Origin of the sequence: Candidatus Phaeomarinobacter ectocarpi, from assembly GCF_000689395.1 — a bacterium.
GTDB lineage: Bacteria > Pseudomonadota > Alphaproteobacteria > CGMCC-115125 > CGMCC-115125 > Pyruvatibacter > Pyruvatibacter ectocarpi.
In genome coordinates this window covers 2,713,368-2,736,221 of the sequence record NZ_HG966617.1, presented here as the reverse complement: position 1 = coordinate 2,736,221, position 22,854 = coordinate 2,713,368, and the positions used below count along the sequence as shown (strand labels likewise).

Genomic DNA, 22,854 nt, shown 5'->3' with positions numbered 1-22,854 from the left:
GCGCTAGACTTATCGCCAAGAGAAGACGTTAAAGCCCCGGAATTAAAAGGGGCATCTTGGGGAGCGAGACATGATTGATTTCGACAACATCAAAGTGATTGGTGACATCACGCGCTATCAGGCGCGGACACGTCCTGACCACATCGCGCAGGTTTTCGAGGGTCGTGAGACGACCTATGGGGATCTGGACAAACGCGCCTGCCAGGTCGGGCAGGGGCTGATTGCCGAGGGCATGAAGAAGGACGGCCGCATTGCCTTCATGGGCAAGGGCTCGGACCACTATTTTGAAATGCTCAACGGGGCCTTCAAGGCGGGCTCGGTTGTGGTGGGCGTCAACTGGCGTCTGGCCGGACCGGAAGTTGAGTACATCTTGACTGACAGCCACTCGGAAATCGTGTTCGTCAGCGAAGATTTCTACGACACGGTGGGCGCAGCGCTCGCAAATTGCCCAAAGGTGCGCAAGGTCATTGCCCTTGATGGCGGGCATCCGGAATGGGAATCCTTCACCGAGTGGCGCGACAAGTTTGAAGCCACGGACCCGCATATCGACATGGGGCCCGATGACGACATCATTCAGCTCTACACATCCGGCACTACCGGGTATCCAAAGGGCGTGCAGCTGACCAACGCCAACTACATTTCCGTGCTGGATCAGGCGGAGCGTGCCGGCTGGGCGCAGTGGGAGCCTGAGGACAAGAACCTCGTGGTCATGCCGCTGTTCCATGTGGCCGGTGTGAATGTGGGCGTGATCGGCCACGCGCAGGGCTGCACCAACATCATCATGAAGGATGTGGACCCGGCGGGCATTCTGGATGCCATCACCGAGCAGCGCGTGTCCATTGCGTTCATGGTGCCGGCGGTGATCCTGTTCCTGACCATGATGCCGAATGTAAAGGAGGTGGATTACTCCTGCCTGCGTTACATTCTCTATGGTGCATCTCCCATTCAGGAAGATCTGTTGCTGCAGGCGCAGGACCTGTTCAAGTGTAACTTCATTCAGGTCTATGGCCTGACGGAAACAACCGGCGGCGGCACGGTGCTGAAGCCGGAGGATCACGATCCTGCGCGCGGCAAGCTGCGCTCATGTGGTCAGCCAAGCCCGGGCGTTGAAGTCCAGATCATTGATGAGGACGGCAAGGAAGTGGCGACCGGCGATGTTGGTGAAATCATCATCAAGTCCGGCTGCATCATGAAGGGCTACTGGAACCGTCAGGAAGCCACCGAAGGGGCGATCAAGAACGAGTGGTTCTATACGGGCGACGCTGGCTACAAGGACGATGAAGGCTTCGTCTACATCCATGACCGGGTGAAGGACATGATCGTGTCCGGCGGTGAAAACGTGTATCCGGCGGAAGTCGAGAACGCACTCTTCAAGCATCCCGAGATTGCCGACGTGGCTGTTGTCGGTGTGCCGGATGAAAAATGGGGCGAAGCTGTGAAGGCCATTGTTGTGGCTGAGCAGGGCAAGTCTCCGGACCCCAAGGAAATCATCTCCTGGGCCAAGACACAGATTGCGGGCTACAAGGTGCCCAAGACGGTGGACTTCATTGATGCGCTGCCGCGCAATCCGTCCGGCAAGATCCTGCGCCGCGAGCTGCGTGATCCGCATTGGGAAGGTCACGACCGCAAGGTCGGCTAACTTGCTTCATACGAGACGACGAGACGAAAGGCGCGCCCTGACATCCAGACTTGGATAGGGGCGCGCCTTTTGTGCTTTAGTGGGAAAAAACATATCCGAGGACACGCCCCATGAGTGAAGCCGCCAAAGTCGACGACAGCCTGCCACCCTTCAAGCCGCTGCCGCAAAAGCCGCCGAAAGTAACGGTGGAGCATCTGGCTGACGGGTCAGTGACCATCGCATCCGACTATCCCCTGGGAGACATGCCGCGCAGCGTGCCCCATATGCTGGATGATGCCGCCCGCGACCACCCGGCGCGCAACTTCATCGGCGAGCGTGACATGGCCGGCGCGTGGCAGTTCGTGACCTATGGTGAGGCGAGCGCCAAGTCGGACGCCATCGCGTCGGCCCTGCTGGCGCGGGGCATGGGGCCGGATACACCGCTGATGACCCTGTCTGGCAATGCCATTGAGCATGGCGTGCTGATGCTCGGCGCCATGAAGGCGCGGGTGCCGGTGGCGCCCATCTCCGTGCCCTATTCGTTGATGAGCCCGGGGCATGAGAAACTCAAGCATGTGGTGAAGGTCACGCAGCCCAGCATGATCTATGTGGACAATGCGGAGCTGTTTGCCGGTGCCATTGCCGACATTGACATGGAGGGCATCGAACTTGTGGTCTGCGAAGCCAAGTCCGGCGCGGCAGACAAGGTGCCCGATGGCGCACAGACGTATGAGTTGCTGTGTCTGTCACCGGTGGACCGCGAGGCGGTCCAGGCCAGCATGGACCAGATCGATCACGAGACGGTGGGCAAGTATCTGTTTACGTCCGGCTCCACCGGCATGCCCAAGGGTGTGTTGCAGACCCAGGGCATGATGTGCGCTGTGGTGGCCGGCCAGGAAGCGTTGCGCGACGAAGAGCCGGACTCGGACGAAGTACCTGAAACGCTGGAATGGATGCCCTGGAACCACATTTCCGCGGGCAATATCAGCTTCAACAACGTGCTGAACAACGCCGGCACCCTGTATCTGGATGCGGGCAAGCCGATCCCCGGCATGTTTGACCAGACGATTGCCAATCTGCGCGAAGTGTCGCCGCAGGTTTTCGGGTCAGCGCCCATTGCCTTTGCGATGCTGGCGGATGCGATGGAGCGCGATAAGGATCTGCGCAAGAGTTTCTTCGCCAAGCTAAAATACATGGCCTATGGCGGTGCGACGCTCTCCAATGATCTGTATGACCGTATGCAGGCCCTGGCGATTGCCGAGACAGGCATGCGGATGCCGTTCACGACCATGTATGGCGCGACGGAGACGCAGGGCATTACGGTTGTCCACTGGATCACCGAGCGTGTGGGGCTGATCGGTCTGCCGCTGCCGGGGCTGACACTCAAGCTTGTGCCCAACGGCACCAAGAAGGAAGTGCGCGTCAAGGGAGCAACGGTGACGCCGGGCTATTTGAATGATCCTGATAAGACGGCGGACGCCTTTGATGAAGACGGCTTCTACAAGCTGGGGGACGCAGGCAAGTTCGTGGATCCGGATGATCCCGCCCAGGGCCTGGTTTTTGACGGGCGGGTGACCGAAGACTTCAAACTCTCGTCGGGCACATGGGTGTCGGCAGGCACGCTGCGGGCTGACGTCGTGGCGGCGGCGTCGCCATTGCTGCAGGACGCGGTGGTGTGCGGGCTGGACAAACCCTTTGTGGCGCTGCTGGCATGGCCGAACATGGCAGCGGTTGCAGAGCTCGCTGCCGGTGCCTCAACGCCAGAGGAAATGGTGAAGCACCCGGCTGTTGTTGCGGCGGTCAAGGACAAGATTGCCGCGCACAACAAGGATGCGGGCGGATCATCGGGTCGCATCAAGAGGGTGCATCTGATGACGGAGCCACCGTCCATTGACGGGCATGAAATTACCGACAAGGGCTACATCAATCAGCGGGCGACGCTTGAGCGTCGCGCTGCTCTGGTGGATGTGCTTTATGCGGATGACCCCGATGACGGGGTGATCGTGATCTAAATGTAGTCGGTATCCCCGGGCCTGACCCTGGGTCCACTCGCCCTTGCTGCGGTTTGTAGCGACTGCGAGTAGGCTCCGGGTCAAGCCCGGAGACACGGTGGGTGCTGGTCCAACGAAATCCGTATCCCCGGACTTGATCCGGGGTCCACTCTTGGTTGCTGCGGTGTATGACGCAGCGCTTTGGTTGGGCGCGCGACCCCGAGACACGGTTATTGCTTGTCGGCTTTGGCGATGCACTCCAGCAGCAGGTCAAGCTGGGCCTTGCCGAAGGCGCGCATGTTGTCGATGCGGGTGTCCATGCCTGTTTCCACAAGTCTGGCATCGCAGACGGGGCCGGACACTGCCACCACGGCTGTGCCGGGCTTGGGGCCGTAGGGGGAGCCTGCGGGACCGGCGGCGCCCATTTCGCTTGTGGTCCAGTCACATTGCATCTGTCGGCGATAGCCGTCCGCCAGTTCCTGCGCGAAGGGGGGCGTGAGGGGTTCAAGCCCCTTGAGGTTCAGGGTCGTGCGGTCTCGGATGGCGCGGCCGGCCTGGGGCGTATAGATGACTGTCCCGCCCAGAAAGAACGCCGAGGCGCCGGGCTGGGCAATCAAAGCCGCGGAGACAAGACCGCCGCCTGCGCTTTCACCGATGGCAATGGCCTCGCCACGGGCCTTGAGAATTTCTGCAACCTTTTGTGCGAGCGGCAATAGCGTTTCCAAATTGTCAGCCTTTGTTGAGTGGGGCAGGGTTCACGCCTGCACATTGATTGAGGAACAGAATGCATGAGTGGACGTGTTCTTGCCATCGCCCGGTGCCTTGTAAAGCGCGGGCCAATGGAACTGCTGCGCGAAACCGCAATCAGTCTTGATAAAGGCGTTGAGGGGGACCCGCGCGGCCACAAGAAAGGCCGTCAGGTGACCGTCATTTCGCGGGAAGCATGGGAGGCCGCGTGCACCGACCTTGGCAAGGAGCTGGACTGGACCACAAGGCGGGCGAATGTTCTGGTGGAAGGCGTTGACCTGGCCTTCACCAAGCACCGGCAGCTGCGCATTGGTGAGGTGCTTTTCACCATCGCCATGCAGACGCAGCCATGCTTCTTGATGGATGAGTTTGAAAGTGGACTTAAAGATGCGCTGAAACCTGATTGGCGCGGTGGGGCCTGTTGCACTGTTGAAAAGGCAGGCATCATTCGGGTGGGTGATCCGGTGGAGGTATTGGCGTGAGTGACGTAACGGCCCATGACGTGGTTGAGTTCTGGCTGACAGCGGGACCGAAAAAATGGTTCAGCAAGGACGAAGCATTTGATGCGGAAATCGCATCACGGTTTGGCGATGCCGTGGTAGCAGCGGGTGAAGGCCACTATGCGGACTGGGCAGGCACTCCGGAGGGGGCGCTGGCGCTGGTCATTTTGATGGACCAGTTTCCGCGCAATCTGCACCGCGGGTCAGCCAAGGCCTTTGCTTATGACGCCCGCGCGCTGGCTGTGACCCAGCAGGCCATTGCGGACGGGCACGACATGGCCACGGACGAGGAGAACCGTTCGTGGTTCTACATGCCCTTCATGCATTCAGAAGCGTTGGCTGATCAGGAGCGGTGCATTGAACTGGTGAGGGAGCGCCTGCCCAAGGCGGAGGACACGTTGAAATTCGCCATTCTGCACCGTGATCTGATTGCGCGTTTTGGCCGGTTTCCCCACCGGAATATCCTGTTTGGTCGCGACAGCACCCAGGAGGAGAAAAATTACCTCTCTAGCGAAGGGGCTTTTTCCGGCTAGACTGCGGGCAACACAAAACACGACAACAATTTGAGGAAACGCAATGTCACTTGATCCCCAGGTGGAGGCGATGCTCGCCCAGCTTGCCGAAAACCCGGCACCAAAGTTGTGGGATTTGCCGCTGGATGATGCGCGTGCCACGTATGAAGGCATGGCAGCGGTATTGGATCTGCCGGACGCACCCATCGGCAAGACGGAAGACATTTCCATTCCCGGCCCTGCGGGCGACATTCCCGCGCGCGTTTATACGCCGGTTGCCGGTGGCAGCTCGTCGCTGCCGTGCCTTGTGTTCTTTCACGGCGGTGGTTTTGTGATCGGCAATCTTGTGACCCACGATGCCCTGTGCCGGACACTCGCCAACGAAGCAGGCGTGCGCGTTGTGGCGGTGGATTACCGGCTGGCGCCGGAGCACGTGTATCCGGCAGCAGCGGATGACTGCTACGCGGCGACCAAATGGGTGGAAGCCAATGCGGGAACGCTTGGCATCGACCCCAACTCCATTGCGGTAGCCGGGGACAGTGCGGGCGGCAACCTTGCCGCTGTTGTATGCCTGATGGCGAAAGCCAAGAAGGGCCCGCAGATCGCGTTTCAGATGCTGATCTATCCCACCACCGACTTTACAGACGCCGACCAGTGGGGATCACGCACGGAATTTGCCGAAGGCTACTTCCTTGAAAAGGAAACCATGCGCTGGTTTGAAGGTAATTACATGGGCGGCAATGATGCGGCGCGCTCCGAGCCGTTTGCCTCCCCCCTCAGTGCCGATGATCTTTCCGGGTTGCCACCGGCCTATGTGATTACCGCCGGGTTTGATCCTCTGCGGGATGAAGGCAAGGCCTATGCGGATGCGCTCAATGCGGCGGGCACCAAGGCTGAATACGTTGACTATCCGGGCATGATCCACGGTTTCTTCAACATGCAAGGTGTCCTTGATGTATCGAAGGAAGCGGTGAAGGTCGCGGCGGACAAGCTGGCGGCGGCGCTGGCGCATTAACCTCCAGTGCCGTGTCCCCGGGCTTGACCCGGGGCCTACCCGCCTGCGCCAAACTGATCAGCAAGCAAGAGTGGACCCCGGGTCAAGCCCGGGGACGCGCGGGTGGCAGGGTTAGCCCAGCACCTTGCGGGGGTTCATCACGCCTTTGGGGTCGATGGAGTTTTTGACGGCACTCAGGGTCTGCATGCCGATGGGGCCTTTTTCCTGACCCAGCCACGGGGCGTGATCCGTGCCCACACCATGGTGATGGGAGATTGTGCCGCCATTGGCAGCGATGGCATCCGAGGCTGCGCGCTTGATCGTCAGCCATTGCTCGATTTCACCTTCCAGCCCGCCATCGTGGCGGCGGGGAAACACGAAGGTGAAGTAGAGGCTGGCACCATCCGCATAGGCGTGGCTGATATGGGCCATGACAATGCCCTGCTGGCCGGGGCCATCAAGGGTTTCCTTGGTAGATGTGGCGATGGCGTCGGTGACGGCCTTGTGCAGCGTTTCGATGTTGGACCAGAAGGTGGATGTTTCCAGCGTATCGACGCCCAGGCCGTGATCCATCATCGGGTCACGGACCATGGGGCCGTGGAAGCGGCCAGCCTTCCAGCTTGTGCCGGGAGACTTGCCTGCATGCAGACCGCCGGTCGCAGCGATGATCCGGGCGGCGCGATCTCGCGCATAGGACACATTGACCGCGCTGCCTTCCATGCCGATCAACAGCACGCAGGGTTTGTCGGCATAGCCGCGCAGGCGCAGATAGGCGTCGGCGAGATTGTCCTTGATGCCTTTTTCCTTGCCGACGCTTGAAAGCGTGCGGAAGAAGTAGGTTTCGTCTGGGTCTGACAGGCGCAGCATGGCAGTGGGAATTTCCGCCTGCACGATCTGGCGGATGGCGTCAGCACCTTCCGCAAAGCTGCGGAAGAGATAGCCGCGGTAATCCTCCGTTTCCGGAACATCATGAATTTTGAATGTCGCCTGGGTGATGATGCCCAGCGTGCCCTCGCTGCCGGCCACCAGCTGGTTGAGGTTGGGGGCGGCTGCAGACCCCGGTGTGGCTTCCGTGCGCCACAGGCCGGAAGGCGTGGCGACATGGGCAGACACCAGCCATTTGTCAGCGCGGCCATAGCGGATGGAGTTTTGGCCTGCGCCGCGCGCGGCCACCCAGCCACCAAGGGTTGAATACTCAAAGCTCTGGGGATAGTGGCCAAGGCGCACGCCGTGGTTCGACAGGGCTGTGTCCAGCGCCGGACCATAGATGCCCGCCTGCGCGGTTGCCGTCATGGCGGTTTCGTCAATGCTCAGCAGGGACGCCATCAAGGTGGTGTCGACCGTGATGCACAGGCGGGTTTCACCCTCCTCACGGGCAGTGACGCCACCAACGACGCTTGAGCCGCCGCCATAGGGCACGAGCACGATGTCACTGGCTGCGGCAAACTCGACGAGCCGCTGCACTTCTTCTTCGCTGCGCGGATAGACGACTGCGTCCGGCGCGTTGGAGATGTTGCCGGCACGCATCCACAGCAGGTCATGGTAGCTCTTGCCGCGGGCGTGGAAGGCGCGCTCGTAGTCGCCCACATGTACCTGATTGGCGCCGACGATGCGCTCCAGCTCAAGGCGCGTTTCGCCATCAAGGCCGGACGCAGGCACGGTGCAGTCGCTCAGGTCCTTGGCCGGCGTTTTGGGCAGGGGTGACGAGATGCCCAGTGCATCTGCGATCCAGTCCCATGCGGGGGATCCATCGGGCAGGGCGTCTGGCTGGGCGGTTGGACCCCAGCCATTCCAGCGCAAACTTGTGCGATCAATCGTCATGTCTTTGCCCTTTGATGGGGTGGTCTGCCCAGGTTGTTCGTCTTACGTGCGCAGTCTGATCGCTTTTGGCAGAATTTCAAAGCTCGCGGGGAGGCGACCTGGTGCCTCACCGTCGATATCAATCAGGACTTCGGCGTTTTCGTCGATGGGCAGGGCGAGCAACGTGCTGGTGCGGGTGGCGATGACTTTCGGGCTTTGGATGTGTGTGCCCTTGTAGAGGTCGCCATCGCCCGCCACGAGGTCCTTCAATGTCGTATCAGTCATAATGACCACGTCGAACACACCGTCATCTGGTTCTGCCATGGGGGCCATGTGCATGCCGCCGCCAAAATACTGTCCGATGGCAACCGCCGCCGTGCCGACATTGAAAACTTCGTCGTAGCGTTCATCCATTTTTATGCGCACGGGCTCGGGCTTGTAGCGCAGGGCGGCCCACAGTGTGCACCAGGCGAAGGTGAACTTGCCGCCGAGCATCTTTGGCCATGTGGCCTTGTTGACGGCGCGGTCCACGACACCGGATAGGCCGAAGCTGGCGATGTTGTTGAAGTAGCGGGTTTCCTTCGAGCCATCGTCGGCGACATAGGAGATGCGGCCAAGATCCACGCTGCGGGCGTCACCGCGGGCGCAGATGTCTGCGGCCTGCTCGATGTCCGTGGGAATGCCGAAAGTGCGGCGATAGTCGCCGCCCGTGCCCGCAGGCAGGATGGCGAGCACCGCATCGGGATTGATCAACCGGGCGTTTTCAAAAAAGCCGTTGATGCATTCATGAATGGTGCCGTCGCCGCCGACAGCGATGATCTGATCCGCGCCGTCCTTGAGGGCCTGAGTGGCGAGCCGGGCTGCGTCCCACGGCCCCGTCGTCAATGATGTCTCGACGGGCAGGCCTGTGATGGGCGTAACGGCGCGGTTGATGGTGGCCAGCAATTCGTCCCAGCGTTTGGAGGTGCTGCCGCCTGCTGATTGCGGATTGGCGATCACATGCACTTTTGCGCCATCGGTCAGCGCAAAGGGCTTTGGTGCCTGGCTTGTTGCGGGCGCGTCACTCATGACACTACCGCCCGCCACGACATGTCTGGCCTAGGCGGCGTCGTCGCGTGTGGCGAAGCGCAGTTCCGCTTCGGCAATCTGGCGTTCTTTTTCACCCGGATCCCATCCCAGTTCATCGCCGGCAATGTCAGCGATTCGTCTCAGCGTATCGTGGCCGGGATGGCCCAATGTGCCAAGGCCTGTGCGGCGCTGGAGAATATCGTCCAAGGAGCGCGCCATCTCGGTGCGGATGGAATACAGCACCTGCGCGCCGATGGTCGGCGAGATGTTGGACAGGGGCTCCAGCAGCTCCGGCTTGCCCTCGTGCTCGGCCACATCCACCACATCGTCCAGTCGGCTGCCATAGTTGCGGGCGAGATTGCGCACGACATCCTGAGGCATGTTGGGCAGGCGGGAGAGGGCAGCTGCTTCAAACTCGCTGTAGCGGGTAATTTCCCCACCCTGCACGGGCGTCTGGGCGGTCGTGCATCTGGCGGGGGCCTTGCCGAGTTTTTCGTAGGCCATGTCCGTCACTTCTTCGGCCAGATGCCGGGAGGTAGTCCATTTGCCGCCAAGGGCCGACAGCAGGCCGTCCAGACCTTCGGTGCCGTGATCGAAGATTTCAGCGGCGCGTGAGGCGCTGTAGCTGTCTTTTTCTTCATCGTTCGGATTGGTGTCTACCAGCGGGCGCAGGCCCGCGTAGAAATGTTCCACGTCATCGCGGGTCAGATTCAGGCCGGGAAGGCCCGTATTAATGATCTCGATGAAGTCGCCGATGTCCTTTTCACTGACGCCCAGCTCATCCGGCTTGCCGTTAAACACCGTGTCGGTGGTGCCGATGATGGTGTGGTCGCGCCAGGGAATGACGAAGAAGTGCCCGCCGCCCTTGGGCAGTACAGCCAGCGCCATGTTGTCGGTCAGCTTGCGGGTAATGAGGTGGATGCCTTTGGAGCGGATGAGACCGCGCGACGGCTTGCCGCCTTTTTCTGCCAGCGCCATCACGATGTCGCCCCACGGGCCGGTGGCGTTGATGGTGAGGTCCGCCTTGATTTCGTGGCTGCTGCCATCCAGCAGGTCTGTGACGCGGGCACCAGTGACCTTGCGTTTGGCGCCATCAACTTCGGTGAGGATTTCATCGACCTGCGCATAATTGGCGATGTGGGCGCCATTGTCGGCGGCATCACCGATGCATTCCACGCCGACCCGCTCGGGGGCATAGGTCTGGCAATCGTAATAGATCATGGCGCCGGTCAGCCCTTCCTTCTTGAGGTAGGGGGCGTGCTTCAGCGCTTCTTCACGGGAGAGGCGCTTGTGGCGCGGCATGTGCTTGTCGGGATCGTCCAGCCGATTGCGGTCATAGGACAGCATGTCATAGAGGGTCAGGCCGATCTTGAGCTGGATGGTGGAGGCCATGCCGTAGAGCGGTACGAGGAACGGCACCGGCGTCACCATATGGGGCGCGATAGCCTCCCAGGTGCGGCGCTCGCGCAGGCTTTCACGCACAAGGCTCAATTCGAAATTGGCGAGGTAGCGCAGGCCGCCATGCACCAGCTTGGAGGAGCCGGAACTCGTGGCAGAGGAAAAGTCCTTCTTCTCGACCAGCGCGACGGACAGGCCGCGCAGGGCCGCGTCACGGGCCACGCAGGCACCGGTGATGCCGCCGCCGATGATGAGAAGGTCGTGGCGGGTGGCCGCCATGCGTTCCAGGTCGCGCTGCATATGCGCCTAAGCCTCTTTTTTGTCTTTGTCGTTGTGGACGAGACCGTGCTGCGACATGCGCCAGACAAGCATGTCGATGCGGTCCTGCCCAAAGAACGGCTCGCCGTTGAATACCATAAGGGGCACGCCCCAGTGGCCCGACGCCTTCTGGGCGGCTTCGTTGTCTTCGATCACTTTTTCAAAGTGTTCCGGGTCCGCTTCAATGCGGGTGTCGAGTTCAGCGAGATCAAGCCCGGCGCGGTCCGCGGCCTTGGCCAGATGGTCGCCCTCGTTCCAGCCCTGGACACCGCCAAAGATGATGGAGCTGATTTCGTAAAGGAAATCGATGCCGTGACCGGCTTCCGCAGCGGCGACGCCCAGACGCGTCAGCCGCTGGATGTAGGGCTGGTCTTCGGGCACTTCGCCGGATGCGATGTCCATGACGATGGGGTCCGGCTTGGGCCAGGCGTAAGGCAGTTCTTCCATTTCCGCGATGCGGGCGGTGTCCATCAGCAGATAGGGCGGCCATTGCGGGTTCACGGTCTTGAAGAAGCCGGGAATACGCACCGCAATGGGATAGACCGGACGTACATTGACGGTGACGTTGTGATCCTCGACGACCTTTTTCAGGCGCGGTGTCGCCAGATAGGAGTAGGGCGAGCGAAACGACCAGAAGAGGTCGAAGGAGAGGTCAGCAGCCATCGTTGGATTCCTTTGCGTATGTTGGGCGCACGCTACCGCGCGGGAGCAGGCGACCCCAAGCAAAATCGGACGTATTCGGTCGGATTTGCCTAATGCTTTCAACGCGCCAGATGAGTTGCTAGGCTCCCGGCTGACAAAACATCAGAACAACGACGAAACCGGGAGAAACGTGATGCCTCAGGCCAAAGCCAATGGGCTGTCCTTTGAATATGAGACCTTCGGAGACAAAGCCAATCCGCCGCTTCTGCTCATCATGGGTGTGGGCTGCCAGCTGGTGATGTGGCCGGAGAGTTTCTGCAATGGTCTGGCTGATCTGGGCTTTTACGTCATTCGCTATGACAACCGCGACGTTGGCCTCTCCAGCAAAATTGAAGAGGCCGGTGAACCGGACATCATGGCCGCTGTGACCGCGCAGTTGACCGGCCAGCCGGTGACGTCTCCTTACTCACTGGATGATATGGCAGATGACGCTGCAGGCCTGATGGATGCGCTGGGTATCGAGACAGCCCATGTGGTGGGTGCCTCCATGGGCGGCATGATCGCGCAGCTGGTGGCGACGCGTCATCCTGCCAAAGTGAAGAGCATGGTCTCCATCATGTCCACGACCGGCAATCCGGATGTTCCCCCTGCCAAGCCTGAAGCCATGGCTGCACTGCTGACACCGCCGGCTGATACCAGTCGCGAAGGCATGATCCAGCAGGGCGTGGATATGTGGAAGGTGATCGGCAGCCCGAAATATCCGGGTACGGATGAAGAACTGCGTGCCGTTGCAGCGGCAAGCGTTGACCGCATGGTCTGCCCGGAGGGCTTTGGCCGCCAGGTGCTGGCCATTCTGGCAGCGCCTGCCCGCAATGAGGCGCTGGCAAAAATCACCGCGCCAACCATGGTGCTGCACGGGGCGGATGACCCGCTAGTGCCGGTTGAAGGTGGCAAGGACACGGCTGACGCCATTCCCGGCGCACGGCTGGAAATCGTAGAGGGCATGGGCCACGACTTCACCGAAGCGCTGGTGCCGGTCTATCTCGACAAGGTCGGCGGATTTGTGCGCGAGGTTGAAGCCGGGCGCGCGGCGGCTGAGTAATTTTCAAGACAACAACACACGAACATCGCTGGGAGGCGACACATGCAGATCAAGGCAAACGGCATCGACATCGAAGTCGAGACATTTGGCGACAAGGCCAACCCCACCATCATTTTCGTGATGGGCTTCGGGGCGCAGCTCATCAACTGGCCACCGGAAATGATGAACGCGCTGGTCGACCGTGGGTTCCATGTGGTGCGGTTTGATAATCGCGACGTCGGCCTGTCGCAGAAGTTCCCGGAACTTGGCACGCCGGATGCGGGCGAAGTGATGGGCAAGGTGCTCTCAGGTGAGACGCCGGAGGTTCCTTACACGCTGACGGACATGGCTGCTGATGCGGTGGGCGTGCTGGATACGCTGGGCATCGACAAGGCGCACATTGTTGGTGGGTCCATGGGCGGTATGATCGTCCAGCTGGCCGCGGCTGAATGGCCGGACCGGTTCAAATCCATGACGTCGATCTTCTCGACCACCGGCAATCAGGAAGTGCCTCCGGCAACGGATGCCGCCATGGCAGCGCTGCTGTCGCGTCCTGCCAATGAAGAGCGCGAAACGGTCATCAAGCACTCCATGGGTGTGCGGGCGGCGATCGGCTCTCCCGGGTTTCCAACGCCCGATGATGAAGCCCGCGCACGGGCCGGCGAGACCTTTGACCGGGCTTACTATCCTGAAGGCACGACCCGTCAGTACGCGGCGATCATTGCCGATGGAGACCGGCGCGAGCGTCTGAAGAAGATCACCTGCCCGGTTCTGGTGCTGCACGGCACTGATGATCCGCTCGTGCGGGTTGAAGGTGGCCGGGACACGGCAGCGAACATTCCGGGTTCCAAGCTCGTGGAAATCGCAGGCTGGGGTCATGACCTGCCCAAGGAAGTGCAGCCACAGCTGATTGACGAAATCAGCGCCCACTGCTCTGCCGCTGAAGGTCGGGCTGCGGCGGCTGAATAAGCCTCAGACCTTGAGGTCAGAAGACAAGAATCCCTCCGGTCTCGGCCGGGGGGATTTTTTGTGCCTTTTGTTAGTTCAGCGTTGCTTGCCTCTGTGTTTTTTGCCAGGCGCTCTCACACCTCATCCAACATGTCACCCCGGACTTGATCCGGGGTCCAGAGAAGCACCGATAGGCTTGAGTGGATTGCCCTGGATCCCGGATCAAGCCCGGGATGACAGCGAGGATTTGGTGTGAGCCACAGGGCACACCCGTATCCCCGGGCTTGACCCGGGGTCCACTCGCGGTGGCTGTGCCGTTGATCATTTGCGAGTAGGCCCCGGATCAAGTCCGGGGCTACGGATTTTTTTTGAGAATCTATCCCCGGTCTTTTGGGCGGCCTCATACTGGGCGTGCCTCGTGCTTGAGGGCATCCCGGACCGTCCGGGCTTGGGCATGGGGGCGGATGGCCTTGTGGGCTGCTTGCGGGTAACGAACGCAGGTGACCATGAGGCGGCAAAGGCTCGGCCCGGCGCGTAAAGTAAGATCGCCCCGGTGGACCTGCATGCGGACGCGGCACATGGCCAGACCGGTGTCGGAATGCATGTGTGACCGGTAGCAGGGCTGCGGTGGATTTCTGTGAGGTAACGCCTCGCGCCATTGCTTGTGTCTGAGCCGAAGACCATCCGTAACGGGAGCGCTGCTTAGGAGCGGCACTCGATACAGTTTTTGATCACAACGGCCGGGCTGCCACGGCAGCGCTCCCGTTCTCCCTCATGCTTTCGCGGGCTTTGGCCCGGCGGAGTTTTTGGTGCTGCGGCGGGACCTGAAATTCCGTGTCCCCGGGCTCGATCCGGGGCCTACTCGCAAAGCCGCTTGCCGCAGCGCTTGTGGATTGACCGGAGCGCTGCGGCTTGGGCTTGCTGAGAGTGGACCCCGGGTCGAGCCCGGGGACACGGTTTTAGAAAACGGGGAAGCCTTAGACCTGGCTTGCGCCACCGTCGCACGGAACCGTCGCGCCTGTGGTGTAGGCGGAGGCGCGGGACGCCAGGAAGATGGCAACGCCGGCGATGTCTTCTGGTTCGCCGATGCGCTTGCGCGGGTTATCCGCCTTGATGGCGTCGCCCATGGTGGCAAGGGTTGCGGCCATCATGTTGGACGGGAAGGGGCCCGGAGCGATGGCGTTGACGAGGATGTTGTCGTCCGCAAGGCGACCGGCCAGGTGGCGGGTCAGCATGATCATGCCGGCCTTGGAGGAGGAGTAGGCGAAGGTATCAAGGATCGGAGGTTCGATGCCGTTGATGGAGGCTGTGTTGATGATGCGGGCTGGTTCTTCGTATGTCGCAGCCTTGCGCAGCAGCGGCAGCAGCTTCTGGGTCAGGAAGAACGGGCCTTTGATGTTGATGTCAAAAACCTTGTCCCAGCCTTTTTCCGAGTAGTCATCAATGGGCTCGCCCCAGGCCGCGCCGGCATTGTTGATGAGGACGTCGAGCTTTTCTTCGCGGCTCTCGATTTCCTTGGCGAATGCTGTGACGCCTTCAACGGTGGACAGATCGTAGGGCAGCGAGATGCAGGTGCCGATTTCAGACAGGCGGGCAGCGGTTGCGTCGCAGGCTTCCGCCTTGCGGGCGGTGATGTAGACCTTGGCGCCATTTTCTACGAAGCCGGTGGCGATCATTTCGCCAATGCCGCGGCTGCCGCCGGTGATGACGACAACTTTGCCGGAAACATCGAAGAGGTTTTTCATGAGTTTTGTCCTCGTGGGGAGTGTGTGTCTGTGTTCCCCCAAGGCCATAACGCAAAGCGGCGGCGAAGGGGAGTCCCCTTTGCCGCCGTTCACATCCTTGCGGACGCTGCGTAATCTGTGCGTGACGCGCCTAGAAGTTGGCGGCGTCAAGTTCCATGAGTGTTTCTGCACCAGCGGCAGAGCGCACCTTGAGAGAAGCTGTCATGGGCATCTCGCGTTCCATCCAGAACTTTGCGAGCACCAGCTTGCGCTTGTAGAACTCCGGATCGCCTTCGCCGGCATCAAGCTTGGCCTGAGCGGTCTTGGCCATCTGGGCCCACATGAAGCCGAGCGTCACGATGCCGAATATGGTCATGACATCGTAAGAGGCAGCGCCTGCCTGCTCGAAGTCCTTGGGCGCGTTTTCAGCCAGCCACAGGGCCGCATGCTGAAGATCACCAAGGCCTGCCTGAAGCGAATCAAGCAGTGCCTTCAGATTGGCATCGCCCTGATTGGCGTCGATGAATTCCTGCACATGTGCAAAGAAGGCCATGGGGGCACGGCCACCCTTGGCTGTCATCTTGCGGCCGACCAGGTCCAGAGCCTGAACGCCATTGGCGCCTTCATAGACCTGGTTGATGCGGGCATCACGGACGAACTGCTCCATGCCGTGGTCAGCCACGTAACCGTGGCCACCGAAGACCTGCATGGAGTTGTTGGCGGCTTCAAAACCCTTGTCGGTGAAGTAGCCCTTGATGATCGGGGTCATCAGCTGGCCCATGTCTTCAGCAAATTCACGTGCCTTTTCGTCCTTGGCCGCACGGGCCTCGGTGAACATGAGCGATACCCACATGGCCACTGCACGGGCGCCTTCAACAAACGAGCGCGAAGCCAGCAGCATGCGGCGGACATCCGGGTGCACGATGATGGGATCAGCCGACGCATCCGGGTTTTTTGCCCCGGAGAGCGCGCGGCCGGCGAGGCGTTCGTTGGCGTAGATGGCACCGTTCTGGTAGGCGACGTCACCGATGGCGATGCCCTGGATGCCCACGCCCATGCGGGCGGCGTTCATCATGCCGAACATGCCGGCCATGCCGGAGGATTTGGATTTTGGCTTGTCGCCGCTGTCAGCGGACTTCGGCTGCGGCTTTGGCCCAAGGCGATAGGCTTTGGCGTCGTCGAAGTTGAGCACGCAGGTGGCCTGCGCCTTGATGCCCATCTTCTTTTCGATGGAGCCGGTGGAGACGCCGTTGCGCTCCTGCAGGGCACCTGTTTCCGGGTCCACATTGACCTTGGGCACCATGAAGAAGTTCACGGTGGACAGGTCATCGGCCAACTTGCCGTCTTCGTCCGGGATCTTGGCAATTACCATGTGGACGATGTTGTCCGTCAGGTCATGGTCGCCGCCGGAGATGAAGATCTTGGTGCCGGACAGCTTGTAGGTGCCGTCGTCCTGCTCAACAGCCTTGGTCTTCATGAGCTTGAGGTCGGTGCCGCAATGGGGCTCGGTCAGGCACATGGTGCCGCACCATTCGCCGCTCACCATCTTGGGAACGACATGCTCTTTCATCCAGTCATCGCCGGTGGCTGCCAGGGCGCTGTAGGCTGCGCTGGTGAGGCCGGGATACATGGTGAAGGCCTGGTTTGCGGCCATGCCCATTTCCGTGAAGGCAAAGCTCACGACGGCGGGCATTCCCGCGCCACCCAGGCTTTCAGGGGCAGCCAGGCGGTTCCAGCCGCCTTCGCAATACTGCTCGTAGGCTTCCTTGAAGCCTTCGGGCACGCGCACGACGCCGTTTTCAAAGTGGGCGCCTTCGGCATCGCCGGACTGGTTGATCGGCTGGAGGACTTCTTCGCAGAACTTGCCGCCGCCTTCGAGAATGGCGCGCGTCATGTCTTCAGTGAGGTCCGAGAATCCGGGAAGATCGTCACGATCCTGAATTTTCAGGAGGTCGTGGAAGATAAACATGAAGTCGTCGACAGGGGCTTTATAGGTAGGCATGTGGCCATCCCTCGCTTACTGACAAAGTTGTTAGAATTGGCGGGCAGTGTACCCACGATGGAGCACATGTCGAGCTTTTTTTGCACCGCAGCAGATTTGCAAAATGCGGGTATCGACTCCGCATTTTTGCAGTAATTACGTAGCGGGTATAGAGGTTTAGCGGTCCGGGTGCTTCTCGATGTCGGCAGGACCTAACGGTCCTGACTTGTGGATGGTCGCAGGACCTAACGGTCCTGGTACTGGGGTGCCCGCTTCTCCACAAAAGCCGCGAAACCTTCCTTCACGTCCTGGGTCTGGGCGGTGAGGATCTGGTTGCGGTCTTCCATGGCGATCGCAGCCTCAAGGGAGCCCGCATCAATGTTCATGTTGAGGCACTCCTTGGTGAGGCGCAGGCCAAGCGGGGCCGTTGTCAGCATCTCGTCGAGATAGGGGCGCACGGCATCGTCGAGCTTGTCGTCGGGAACGACTTCGGAAACGAGGCCCGTGGCGAGCGCCCGCTCGGCCTTGATGAAGCGTCCGGTAAGCATGAGTTCGCTGGCGACCGACACGCCGACGAGGCGCGGCAGGAAGTAGGAGACGCCGATGTCACACGCCGACAGGCCAATGCGGATGAAAGCCGCATTCATTTTTGCGCTCTCACCGGCAATGCGGATGTCGGATGCCAGCGCGAGGGCAAAGCCGCCGCCGCATGCAGGGCCATGAACCAGCGAAATGATCGGCTGCTGGCATTTGCGCATGCGCATGACGATTTCAGAGATGCGGCGCTGGGACATGAGGCCAGCTGCCGGTCCCGTCTGAATGGCGGTGGTGTCGGAGCGGTTGGACGAATCCTTGAGGTCGAGCCCGGCGCAGAACGCGCGGCCGGCTCCCTTGAGGACCACCACGCGCACGGCGTTGTTCATGTAGAGTGAGTGGAAGTAATCCAGCAGCTCATCAATCATGGTGGGATCAAGGGAATTGAGGGCGTCGGGACGGTTGAGCGTTACCCAGTCAACGGCACCTTCTTTGCGGATGTCGAGTGTGGTGTAGGCCATGGTTGTTTCCTCGGTTTGGTTTGATTTGGTTATGGCGAAGCGGGGGCGGCCTTGGCGGCGATCATCTGCTCGAGCACGTCGGGCGGGAGATCAAGCCAGCGCAGGCTGATTTCGTCGGGGCTGCTTTGGGGGTCAAAGTACGGCGGATGAATGCGGACCACGTCAGCGATGAACTTGCCGCTGGCCGTGCCCAGCGCGATGTCGCCGGTGGCAAACTCACCGACCGTCAAAGAGAGGGTCGCGCCTTTGAGCCGGGCGCCGCCGAAGGACCAGTCGAGGATATCCACGGGGCCAAAGCCAAGATCAATGGTGGGACTGGTCGCTGTATCCGTCTCCCGCTCATGCAGGCGACGTTCCGCGCCGGTGTCCGTTTCCAGGTCCGGGTGGATGGCGGGCTCGACATCAGTGTGATCGGAGATGTGATCAGAGGTGTGATCGGGCACGGGGCGGCGCTTTCATTCTCGGGAATGTTCAGCACCAGTGTGCGCTGCCCGGCCTGCTTGCTCAAGGTCTGGTGTGGTCATGGGGTGACGGTATTGCAGGGCTCTTTGGGCGCGCGTTGCCACATTGATGCCGCGCGGGCGGTTGAGTGTGGTGTTTACCGGTCGTTCATGGCCTGGCTGCGACTGTGCGGCCACATTTTCGCACGAATGCTACACCACATGTTGATGGGAGCGGGGCTTTCCACAGGTCCGATGGGTAGGTACTGTCCGCCGGTCAGAATCCCGGCGTCCTTCCTTCCTGCCGGCCTTCGACAGATTGCCTCGTTCCTTTCGCGGGCCGGGCAATTCATCGATCTGGCGCACTCTTGAAAGGCGACACTTCTTCTCGTGAGCGGCTCATTCAACATTGTGCAGGATATGATCCTGCCTGCGGCCCTGTTCGGGGTCATGGTGACCGTCGGCATGGAGCTGACCCGGCGCGACTTCCGCGATCTCGTGGCAGCGCCAAAGAGCTTCCTCATCGGCAGTGCCGTCCAGCTCACGATGTTTCCCGCCATTGCCATTCTGGTTCTCTGGCTGGTGCCGCTTCCCGTGGCGACAGCAGTCGGACTGGCGATTGTGGCGGCCTGTCCAAGCGGTGGGTTCTCCAATGTGCTGACGCTGCTTGGCCGTGGTCATCTGGCGCTGTCCATTTCCCTCACCACCATGTCCAGCGTGCTGGCCGTCCTGACGCTGCCGCTTGTGCTGGCCTTTGCGCTGTCCGTTGCTGATGTCGGTGCTGAAACCGGCGAATCCATATCCATTCCTCTGGGGCCGACTCTGACGCAGTTGTTTGCGGTGGTCTTGTTGCCGGTCGCCATTGGCATGTGGGCGCGGGCGACACATCCAGCTTGGGTGCAGCGAAATATCGACCGTGCGCAGCAGGGCGCTCAATACGCGCTTTATGGCGTGGTTGTGCTGTTGGCGATTCAGGACTGGCAGCCGTTCAGTGAGGGCATCGAATCATCCATCCCACTGGCAGCGGTCATGTTTGCGTTGAGCGCTGGCGGCGGCTTTTTCATCTCCAGCTTGTTTTTGACCCGGGCGCAGGCCTTCACGGTGGCGATTGAGACCGGTACCCGTAATGTTGGCCTGTCGACACTGGTGGCCATCAGTGTTCTGGACCGGGTCGACTGGGCAGCCTTCGGGGCTGTGTATATTGCCCCGGCCAGCCTGCTAGGCTTTGCTGCCGCCCTGGCACATCGCCGGGCCATCAAGATGGATCGCAGACGCGCCGCTGAGCGCCGTGGTCAAAAAGGGCGCTCCTCGTCCGGGATGTAATCTCTTCATGTCGCACTCCAGCTCACTTGTCGGCCGCACACTGACGCAGTTGCGTGGCGTCTATTATGGCTGGTGGGTTGTTGCGGCGGTGTTCGTCACCATGGCGACCACGGCGGGCATCGGTTTTTACAATCTTTCCGTTCTACTCGGTGCCTTCAGCGAAGAGCGTTTTGACGTCAGTGAAGTTTCCGGTGCGACAGCAACATTCTTCCTTGCTTCCGGCTTTGCGGGCATGGCGGTTGGACGCCTGATCGAAATTTATGATGCACGCTATGTCGTCGCGATCTCCGGTGCGTTGGGGGCACTGGTGTTTGCCTTCGTGGGATCCATCACCGAAGTCTGGCAGCTCTACTTTTTCTATGCGTTGTTTGGTGTGCTCTATGCGGGCTGTGCCCTGGTGCCGGCGACCACGCTGGTTGCGCGGTGGTTTGCCCGGCGGCGCGCGGTTGCCCTGTCCATGGCCTCCACGGGTCTGTCTATAGGCGGCATCGTCTTTGCGCCGCTTTCAGCCTGGATCATTCAGACCCAAGGCCTTGAGATTGCCGGTCATTGGCTGGCGATCATGTTCTTTGTGGGAGTTGTCCCTGCGGCCTTGTTTGTGATGCGGCCCAGCCCGCAAAGCATGGGGCTGCGCATTGATGGGGATCCACCGCTTGCGGATGGCGAGCAGGACGGGCCGCCGGATGGTGTTCCCATGGCGGTGGCCATCCGCTCGCGATTCTTTATCGGCGTTACCGCAGCCTATGTGTTTGCCATGATGGCGCAGGTGGGGGCGCTGTCACATCAGTTCAGACTGGTGACCGTGCGCGAAGATGCAGCGCTGGCGGCGATTGCGGTTTCGGTACTTGCCGCTTCAAGCATTGTTGGCCGATTGCTAGGCGGGTTTGCTCTATCGCGGCTGCCGATCCGGACATTCACGCTGGCCTTCATGGCCATGCAGGCAGTCGGGCTGACGGCATTTGCTTTTGCTGAGGGCGTTGTGGCGCTGATGGCCTCGTCGGTGCTGTTTGGTGTGACCGTGGGCAATATCTTGATGCTGCAACCCTTGCTGCTGGGTGAGGCGTTTGGTCTGCGCGACTATGGTCGCATTTTTGCCCTCAGCCAGATGTTCGGCACCGTTGGTGTTGCGGCTGGTCCTGCGCTGGTGGGTGTCGTTTACGATCTTGCCGGGGGATACAGCCCGGCCTATCTGGCAGTTGCAGCAGCGTCGGTTGTGGCTCTTACGATTTTCGCGGTGTCGGGTGCTGTGCGTCAGCCTGCCCCGCTGACAGACTAGCCAAGCCGCGTCGGCGCCTGCGGAATGTCTTTCCAGAAGTCAGGGTCATGGCCATACATGATGGTCGCACCGCGCTGCTGCAGGTCTCGCAAGGTGCGAAGAGACGCAAGCATTGCTTCTTCGTCATGACGAAACCGGGGCAGGTGCAGGTTGTCCAGTGAGCGGCGCAGGTAGCACGCGTCTCCCGCCAGCACGAATTGTCCTATGTCTGTCGCCACCTTCAGCGATTGATGCCCGGGTGTATGGCCCGGTGTCGGGAGGCACACCACGGAGCCGTCCCCAAACAGGTCAAGCTCACCGGTGATCGTGTTGAATGACTGACCGGTCTCAAAGTCTTCCGCCACATAGCCAAAGGGCAGCCCTGCCTCGCGGGCGTGTTCGAGTTCGCGCTTCTGCACGATCACCGGCACGTCGGGCGCCAGCTGGTTGCCGCCGGCATGGTCGAAGTGCAGGTGAGAATTCACAAGATGGGTGACGGTGGAGATGTCCAACCCGGCGTCTTCAAAGCGGGCCGGCAGCAGCTCGTGCTGGGTCACATGAAACTCGTGTGACTTGTGCACCTGACCGCGATAGCGCGCGTCTTCATGGACGGCATGCGGGTTAAGCCCGGTGTCAAATAGCACCGACCCCTTTTCGTGCACCACCAGATAGGCCGGCACGGGAACCTTCAGCGTGCCTTCCTCGCCTTCAAGAAACGACTTGAAGGGCATGGTGAGGTGTCCGCAGGTGAAGGCGTAGAGCGCAACCGTCATGTGTCGGATCAATCCCTGCCGCGACCGGACAGATTGTGGCTTTGTTTGAGGTCGCTGCGAAACGCGCTGATCAGGCGTTCTGTCAGACGTTCCTTGTCCGCAACAGGCTCTTGCGTGCGGGTCGTGTATGTGGCGTGGCCGCGCCAGACAACGCGCGCGCCTTCGTCGAGAACTTCAAAGTCCATCGTGTAGGTGGACAGGGGAGAGCAGACATCACCGTCGCGATCAAACCGGTATTGCCCCACCGCCTCTGGTTCACGGCCCCCCTGTACTTCGGACCGGATCGTGAAGTTCGGGTCGCGCTTGGGGTGCTGATTGTCGGTCTCATAGACAAACTGCCAAAACGCGTTGTCGTCGATCTTGAAACCAAGATTGGCCAGCCGTGCCGCGATGTCGTCTTCCATGGTCACATCGCGGTCAACCGCCCGTCGGCTTGCCAGTGAAATGGGGCCGCCGAGGGGAATGTCGCCACTGATGTGGCTTTCGATCTTGAGGCCGAGGCCGGAGCAGGCTTCCGATGCGGCGCCCTGCGCATTGGCAGTGCCGGTGCTTCCGGATAGGAGCATGATTGCGCCAGCGGTCGCAGCCGTGACTGTGAGACAGCCCGTGATCCATGCCTGGCGGGTACGCTGAGTTGCTGACATCACGGTGGGGTTCCTTGGGGCCAAAGTTCTTGTTTTTGCGCG

General features: G+C 60.9%; 20 protein-coding genes. 9 read left to right on the top strand and 11 right to left on the bottom strand.

Features of this window, described 5'->3' with window-relative positions:
* Window positions 1-70 precede the first annotated feature (70 nt).
* Window positions 71-1,639, top strand: a complete 1,569-nt coding sequence (locus tag BN1012_RS13025) for a long-chain-fatty-acid--CoA ligase (protein WP_043949934.1) — start codon at window positions 71-73, stop codon at window positions 1,637-1,639.
* 110 nt (window positions 1,640-1,749) lie between these two features.
* Window positions 1,750-3,630, top strand: coding sequence for an AMP-binding protein (locus BN1012_RS13020; RefSeq protein WP_043949933.1), 1,881 nt, complete (start codon window positions 1,750-1,752; stop codon window positions 3,628-3,630).
* 209 nt (window positions 3,631-3,839) lie between these two features.
* On the opposite strand, the gene BN1012_RS13015 is transcribed toward BN1012_RS13020, so the two are convergent.
* Window positions 3,840-4,322: a CinA family protein gene (locus BN1012_RS13015; RefSeq protein ID WP_052535295.1), complete on the bottom strand. Its 483-nt coding sequence runs from the start codon at window positions 4,320-4,322 to the stop codon at window positions 3,840-3,842.
* Between the two features lie 75 nt (window positions 4,323-4,397).
* On the opposite strand from BN1012_RS13015, the gene BN1012_RS13010 reads away from it, so the two are divergent.
* From BN1012_RS13010 to BN1012_RS13000, 3 genes are read left to right on the top strand one after another with little or no spacing between them, the layout of a single operon-like run.
* Window positions 4,398-4,838 carry an MOSC domain-containing protein gene (locus BN1012_RS13010; protein ID WP_043949931.1) on the top strand — a complete coding sequence of 147 codons (441 nt, stop codon included), beginning with the start codon at window positions 4,398-4,400 and terminating at the stop codon, window positions 4,836-4,838.
* Entirely contained in the window at window positions 4,835-5,389 is a 555-nt protein-coding gene (locus tag BN1012_RS13005; RefSeq protein ID WP_043949930.1) for a DUF924 family protein, read from the top strand. Before BN1012_RS13010 ends, BN1012_RS13005 begins: the two co-directional genes overlap by 4 nt.
* Before the next feature lie 43 nt (window positions 5,390-5,432).
* A complete protein-coding gene (locus BN1012_RS13000; protein WP_043949929.1) occupies window positions 5,433-6,383 on the top strand; it encodes an alpha/beta hydrolase in 951 nt (316 codons plus the stop codon).
* A 111-nt stretch (window positions 6,384-6,494) separates the two neighbouring features.
* Here the strand turns inward: BN1012_RS13000 and BN1012_RS12995 are convergent, their stop codons facing one another.
* The 4 genes from BN1012_RS12995 to BN1012_RS12980 are packed head-to-tail and all read right to left on the bottom strand — an operon-like array spanning window position 6,495 to window position 11,609.
* Window positions 6,495-8,183 (bottom strand): FAD-binding oxidoreductase, encoded by a 1,689-nt coding sequence (locus tag BN1012_RS12995; RefSeq protein WP_052535290.1) that lies wholly within the window; start codon window positions 8,181-8,183, stop codon window positions 6,495-6,497.
* 42 nt (window positions 8,184-8,225) lie between these two features.
* Complete coding sequence (locus BN1012_RS12990) at window positions 8,226-9,230, bottom strand: diacylglycerol/lipid kinase family protein (RefSeq protein WP_052535288.1); 1,005 nt, start codon at window positions 9,228-9,230, stop codon at window positions 8,226-8,228.
* A 30-nt stretch (window positions 9,231-9,260) separates the two neighbouring features.
* Window positions 9,261-10,928: a glycerol-3-phosphate dehydrogenase/oxidase gene (locus tag BN1012_RS12985; protein ID WP_043949928.1), complete on the bottom strand. Its 1,668-nt coding sequence runs from the start codon at window positions 10,926-10,928 to the stop codon at window positions 9,261-9,263.
* A gap of 6 nt (window positions 10,929-10,934) precedes the next feature.
* A complete protein-coding gene (locus BN1012_RS12980; RefSeq protein WP_043949927.1) occupies window positions 10,935-11,609 on the bottom strand; it encodes a 2-hydroxychromene-2-carboxylate isomerase in 675 nt (224 codons plus the stop codon).
* 172 nt (window positions 11,610-11,781) lie between these two features.
* Here BN1012_RS12980 and BN1012_RS12975 point away from each other — a divergent pair, with 172 nt between their 5' ends.
* Together BN1012_RS12975 and BN1012_RS12970 are read left to right on the top strand one after the other, a co-directional pair.
* Entirely contained in the window at window positions 11,782-12,690 is a 909-nt protein-coding gene (locus BN1012_RS12975) for an alpha/beta fold hydrolase (RefSeq protein WP_043949926.1), read from the top strand.
* 42 nt (window positions 12,691-12,732) lie between these two features.
* Window positions 12,733-13,638 (top strand): alpha/beta fold hydrolase, encoded by a 906-nt coding sequence (locus tag BN1012_RS12970; protein ID WP_043949925.1) that lies wholly within the window; start codon window positions 12,733-12,735, stop codon window positions 13,636-13,638.
* A 956-nt stretch (window positions 13,639-14,594) separates the two neighbouring features.
* Here the strand turns inward: BN1012_RS12970 and BN1012_RS12965 are convergent.
* From BN1012_RS12965 to BN1012_RS12950, 4 genes are all read right to left on the bottom strand, one after another.
* Complete coding sequence (locus BN1012_RS12965; protein ID WP_043949924.1) at window positions 14,595-15,362, bottom strand: SDR family oxidoreductase; 768 nt, start codon at window positions 15,360-15,362, stop codon at window positions 14,595-14,597.
* Window positions 15,363-15,492: 130 nt separating this feature from the next.
* Entirely contained in the window at window positions 15,493-17,343 is a 1,851-nt protein-coding gene (locus tag BN1012_RS12960) for an acyl-CoA dehydrogenase C-terminal domain-containing protein (RefSeq protein WP_043949923.1), read from the bottom strand.
* Window positions 17,344-17,567: 224 nt separating this feature from the next.
* The gene (locus tag BN1012_RS12955) at window positions 17,568-18,377 is read right to left on the bottom strand and encodes an enoyl-CoA hydratase/isomerase family protein (protein ID WP_043949922.1); all 810 of its coding nucleotides are present in this window, start codon (window positions 18,375-18,377) and stop codon (window positions 17,568-17,570) included.
* 29 nt (window positions 18,378-18,406) lie between these two features.
* A complete protein-coding gene (locus BN1012_RS12950) occupies window positions 18,407-18,820 on the bottom strand; it encodes a PilZ domain-containing protein (RefSeq protein WP_043949921.1) in 414 nt (137 codons plus the stop codon).
* Between the two features lie 387 nt (window positions 18,821-19,207).
* On the opposite strand from BN1012_RS12950, the gene BN1012_RS17040 reads away from it, so the two are divergent.
* Window positions 19,208-20,140 carry a bile acid:sodium symporter family protein gene (locus tag BN1012_RS17040; RefSeq protein WP_052535281.1) on the top strand — a complete coding sequence of 311 codons (933 nt, stop codon included), beginning with the start codon at window positions 19,208-19,210 and terminating at the stop codon, window positions 20,138-20,140.
* Window positions 20,141-20,147: 7 nt separating this feature from the next.
* Window positions 20,148-21,416 (top strand): MFS transporter, encoded by a 1,269-nt coding sequence (locus BN1012_RS12940; protein ID WP_043949920.1) that lies wholly within the window; start codon window positions 20,148-20,150, stop codon window positions 21,414-21,416.
* Here the strand turns inward: BN1012_RS12940 and BN1012_RS12935 are convergent.
* Window positions 21,413-22,168, bottom strand: coding sequence for an N-acyl homoserine lactonase family protein (locus BN1012_RS12935; protein ID WP_043949919.1), 756 nt, complete (start codon window positions 22,166-22,168; stop codon window positions 21,413-21,415). The genes BN1012_RS12940 and BN1012_RS12935 overlap by 4 nt on opposite strands.
* An 8-nt stretch (window positions 22,169-22,176) precedes the next feature.
* Entirely contained in the window at window positions 22,177-22,812 is a 636-nt protein-coding gene (locus BN1012_RS12930; protein WP_043949918.1) for a hypothetical protein, read from the bottom strand.
* Between the last annotated feature and the right edge of the window lie 42 nt (window positions 22,813-22,854).

Coding starts and splice junctions, on each gene's coding strand:
- BN1012_RS13025 (WP_043949934.1), top strand. CDS start 71: ATGATTGATTTCGACAACATCAAAGTGATTGGTGACATCACGCGCTAT.
- BN1012_RS13020 (WP_043949933.1), top strand. CDS start 1,750: ATGAGTGAAGCCGCCAAAGTCGACGACAGCCTGCCACCCTTCAAGCCG.
- BN1012_RS13010 (WP_043949931.1), top strand. CDS start 4,398: ATGAGTGGACGTGTTCTTGCCATCGCCCGGTGCCTTGTAAAGCGCGGG.
- BN1012_RS13000 (WP_043949929.1), top strand. CDS start 5,433: ATGTCACTTGATCCCCAGGTGGAGGCGATGCTCGCCCAGCTTGCCGAA.
- BN1012_RS12995 (WP_052535290.1), bottom strand. CDS start 8,183: ATGACGATTGATCGCACAAGTTTGCGCTGGAATGGCTGGGGTCCAACC.
- BN1012_RS12990 (WP_052535288.1), bottom strand. CDS start 9,230: ATGAGTGACGCGCCCGCAACAAGCCAGGCACCAAAGCCCTTTGCGCTG.
- BN1012_RS12985 (WP_043949928.1), bottom strand. CDS start 10,928: ATGCAGCGCGACCTGGAACGCATGGCGGCCACCCGCCACGACCTTCTC.
- BN1012_RS12980 (WP_043949927.1), bottom strand. CDS start 11,609: ATGGCTGCTGACCTCTCCTTCGACCTCTTCTGGTCGTTTCGCTCGCCC.
- BN1012_RS12975 (WP_043949926.1), top strand. CDS start 11,782: ATGCCTCAGGCCAAAGCCAATGGGCTGTCCTTTGAATATGAGACCTTC.
- BN1012_RS12970 (WP_043949925.1), top strand. CDS start 12,733: ATGCAGATCAAGGCAAACGGCATCGACATCGAAGTCGAGACATTTGGC.
- BN1012_RS12965 (WP_043949924.1), bottom strand. CDS start 15,362: ATGAAAAACCTCTTCGATGTTTCCGGCAAAGTTGTCGTCATCACCGGC.
- BN1012_RS12960 (WP_043949923.1), bottom strand. CDS start 17,343: ATGCCTACCTATAAAGCCCCTGTCGACGACTTCATGTTTATCTTCCAC.
- BN1012_RS12955 (WP_043949922.1), bottom strand. CDS start 18,377: ATGGCCTACACCACACTCGACATCCGCAAAGAAGGTGCCGTTGACTGG.
- BN1012_RS12940 (WP_043949920.1), top strand. CDS start 20,148: ATGTCGCACTCCAGCTCACTTGTCGGCCGCACACTGACGCAGTTGCGT.
- BN1012_RS12935 (WP_043949919.1), bottom strand. CDS start 22,168: ATGACGGTTGCGCTCTACGCCTTCACCTGCGGACACCTCACCATGCCC.
- BN1012_RS12930 (WP_043949918.1), bottom strand. CDS start 22,812: ATGTCAGCAACTCAGCGTACCCGCCAGGCATGGATCACGGGCTGTCTC.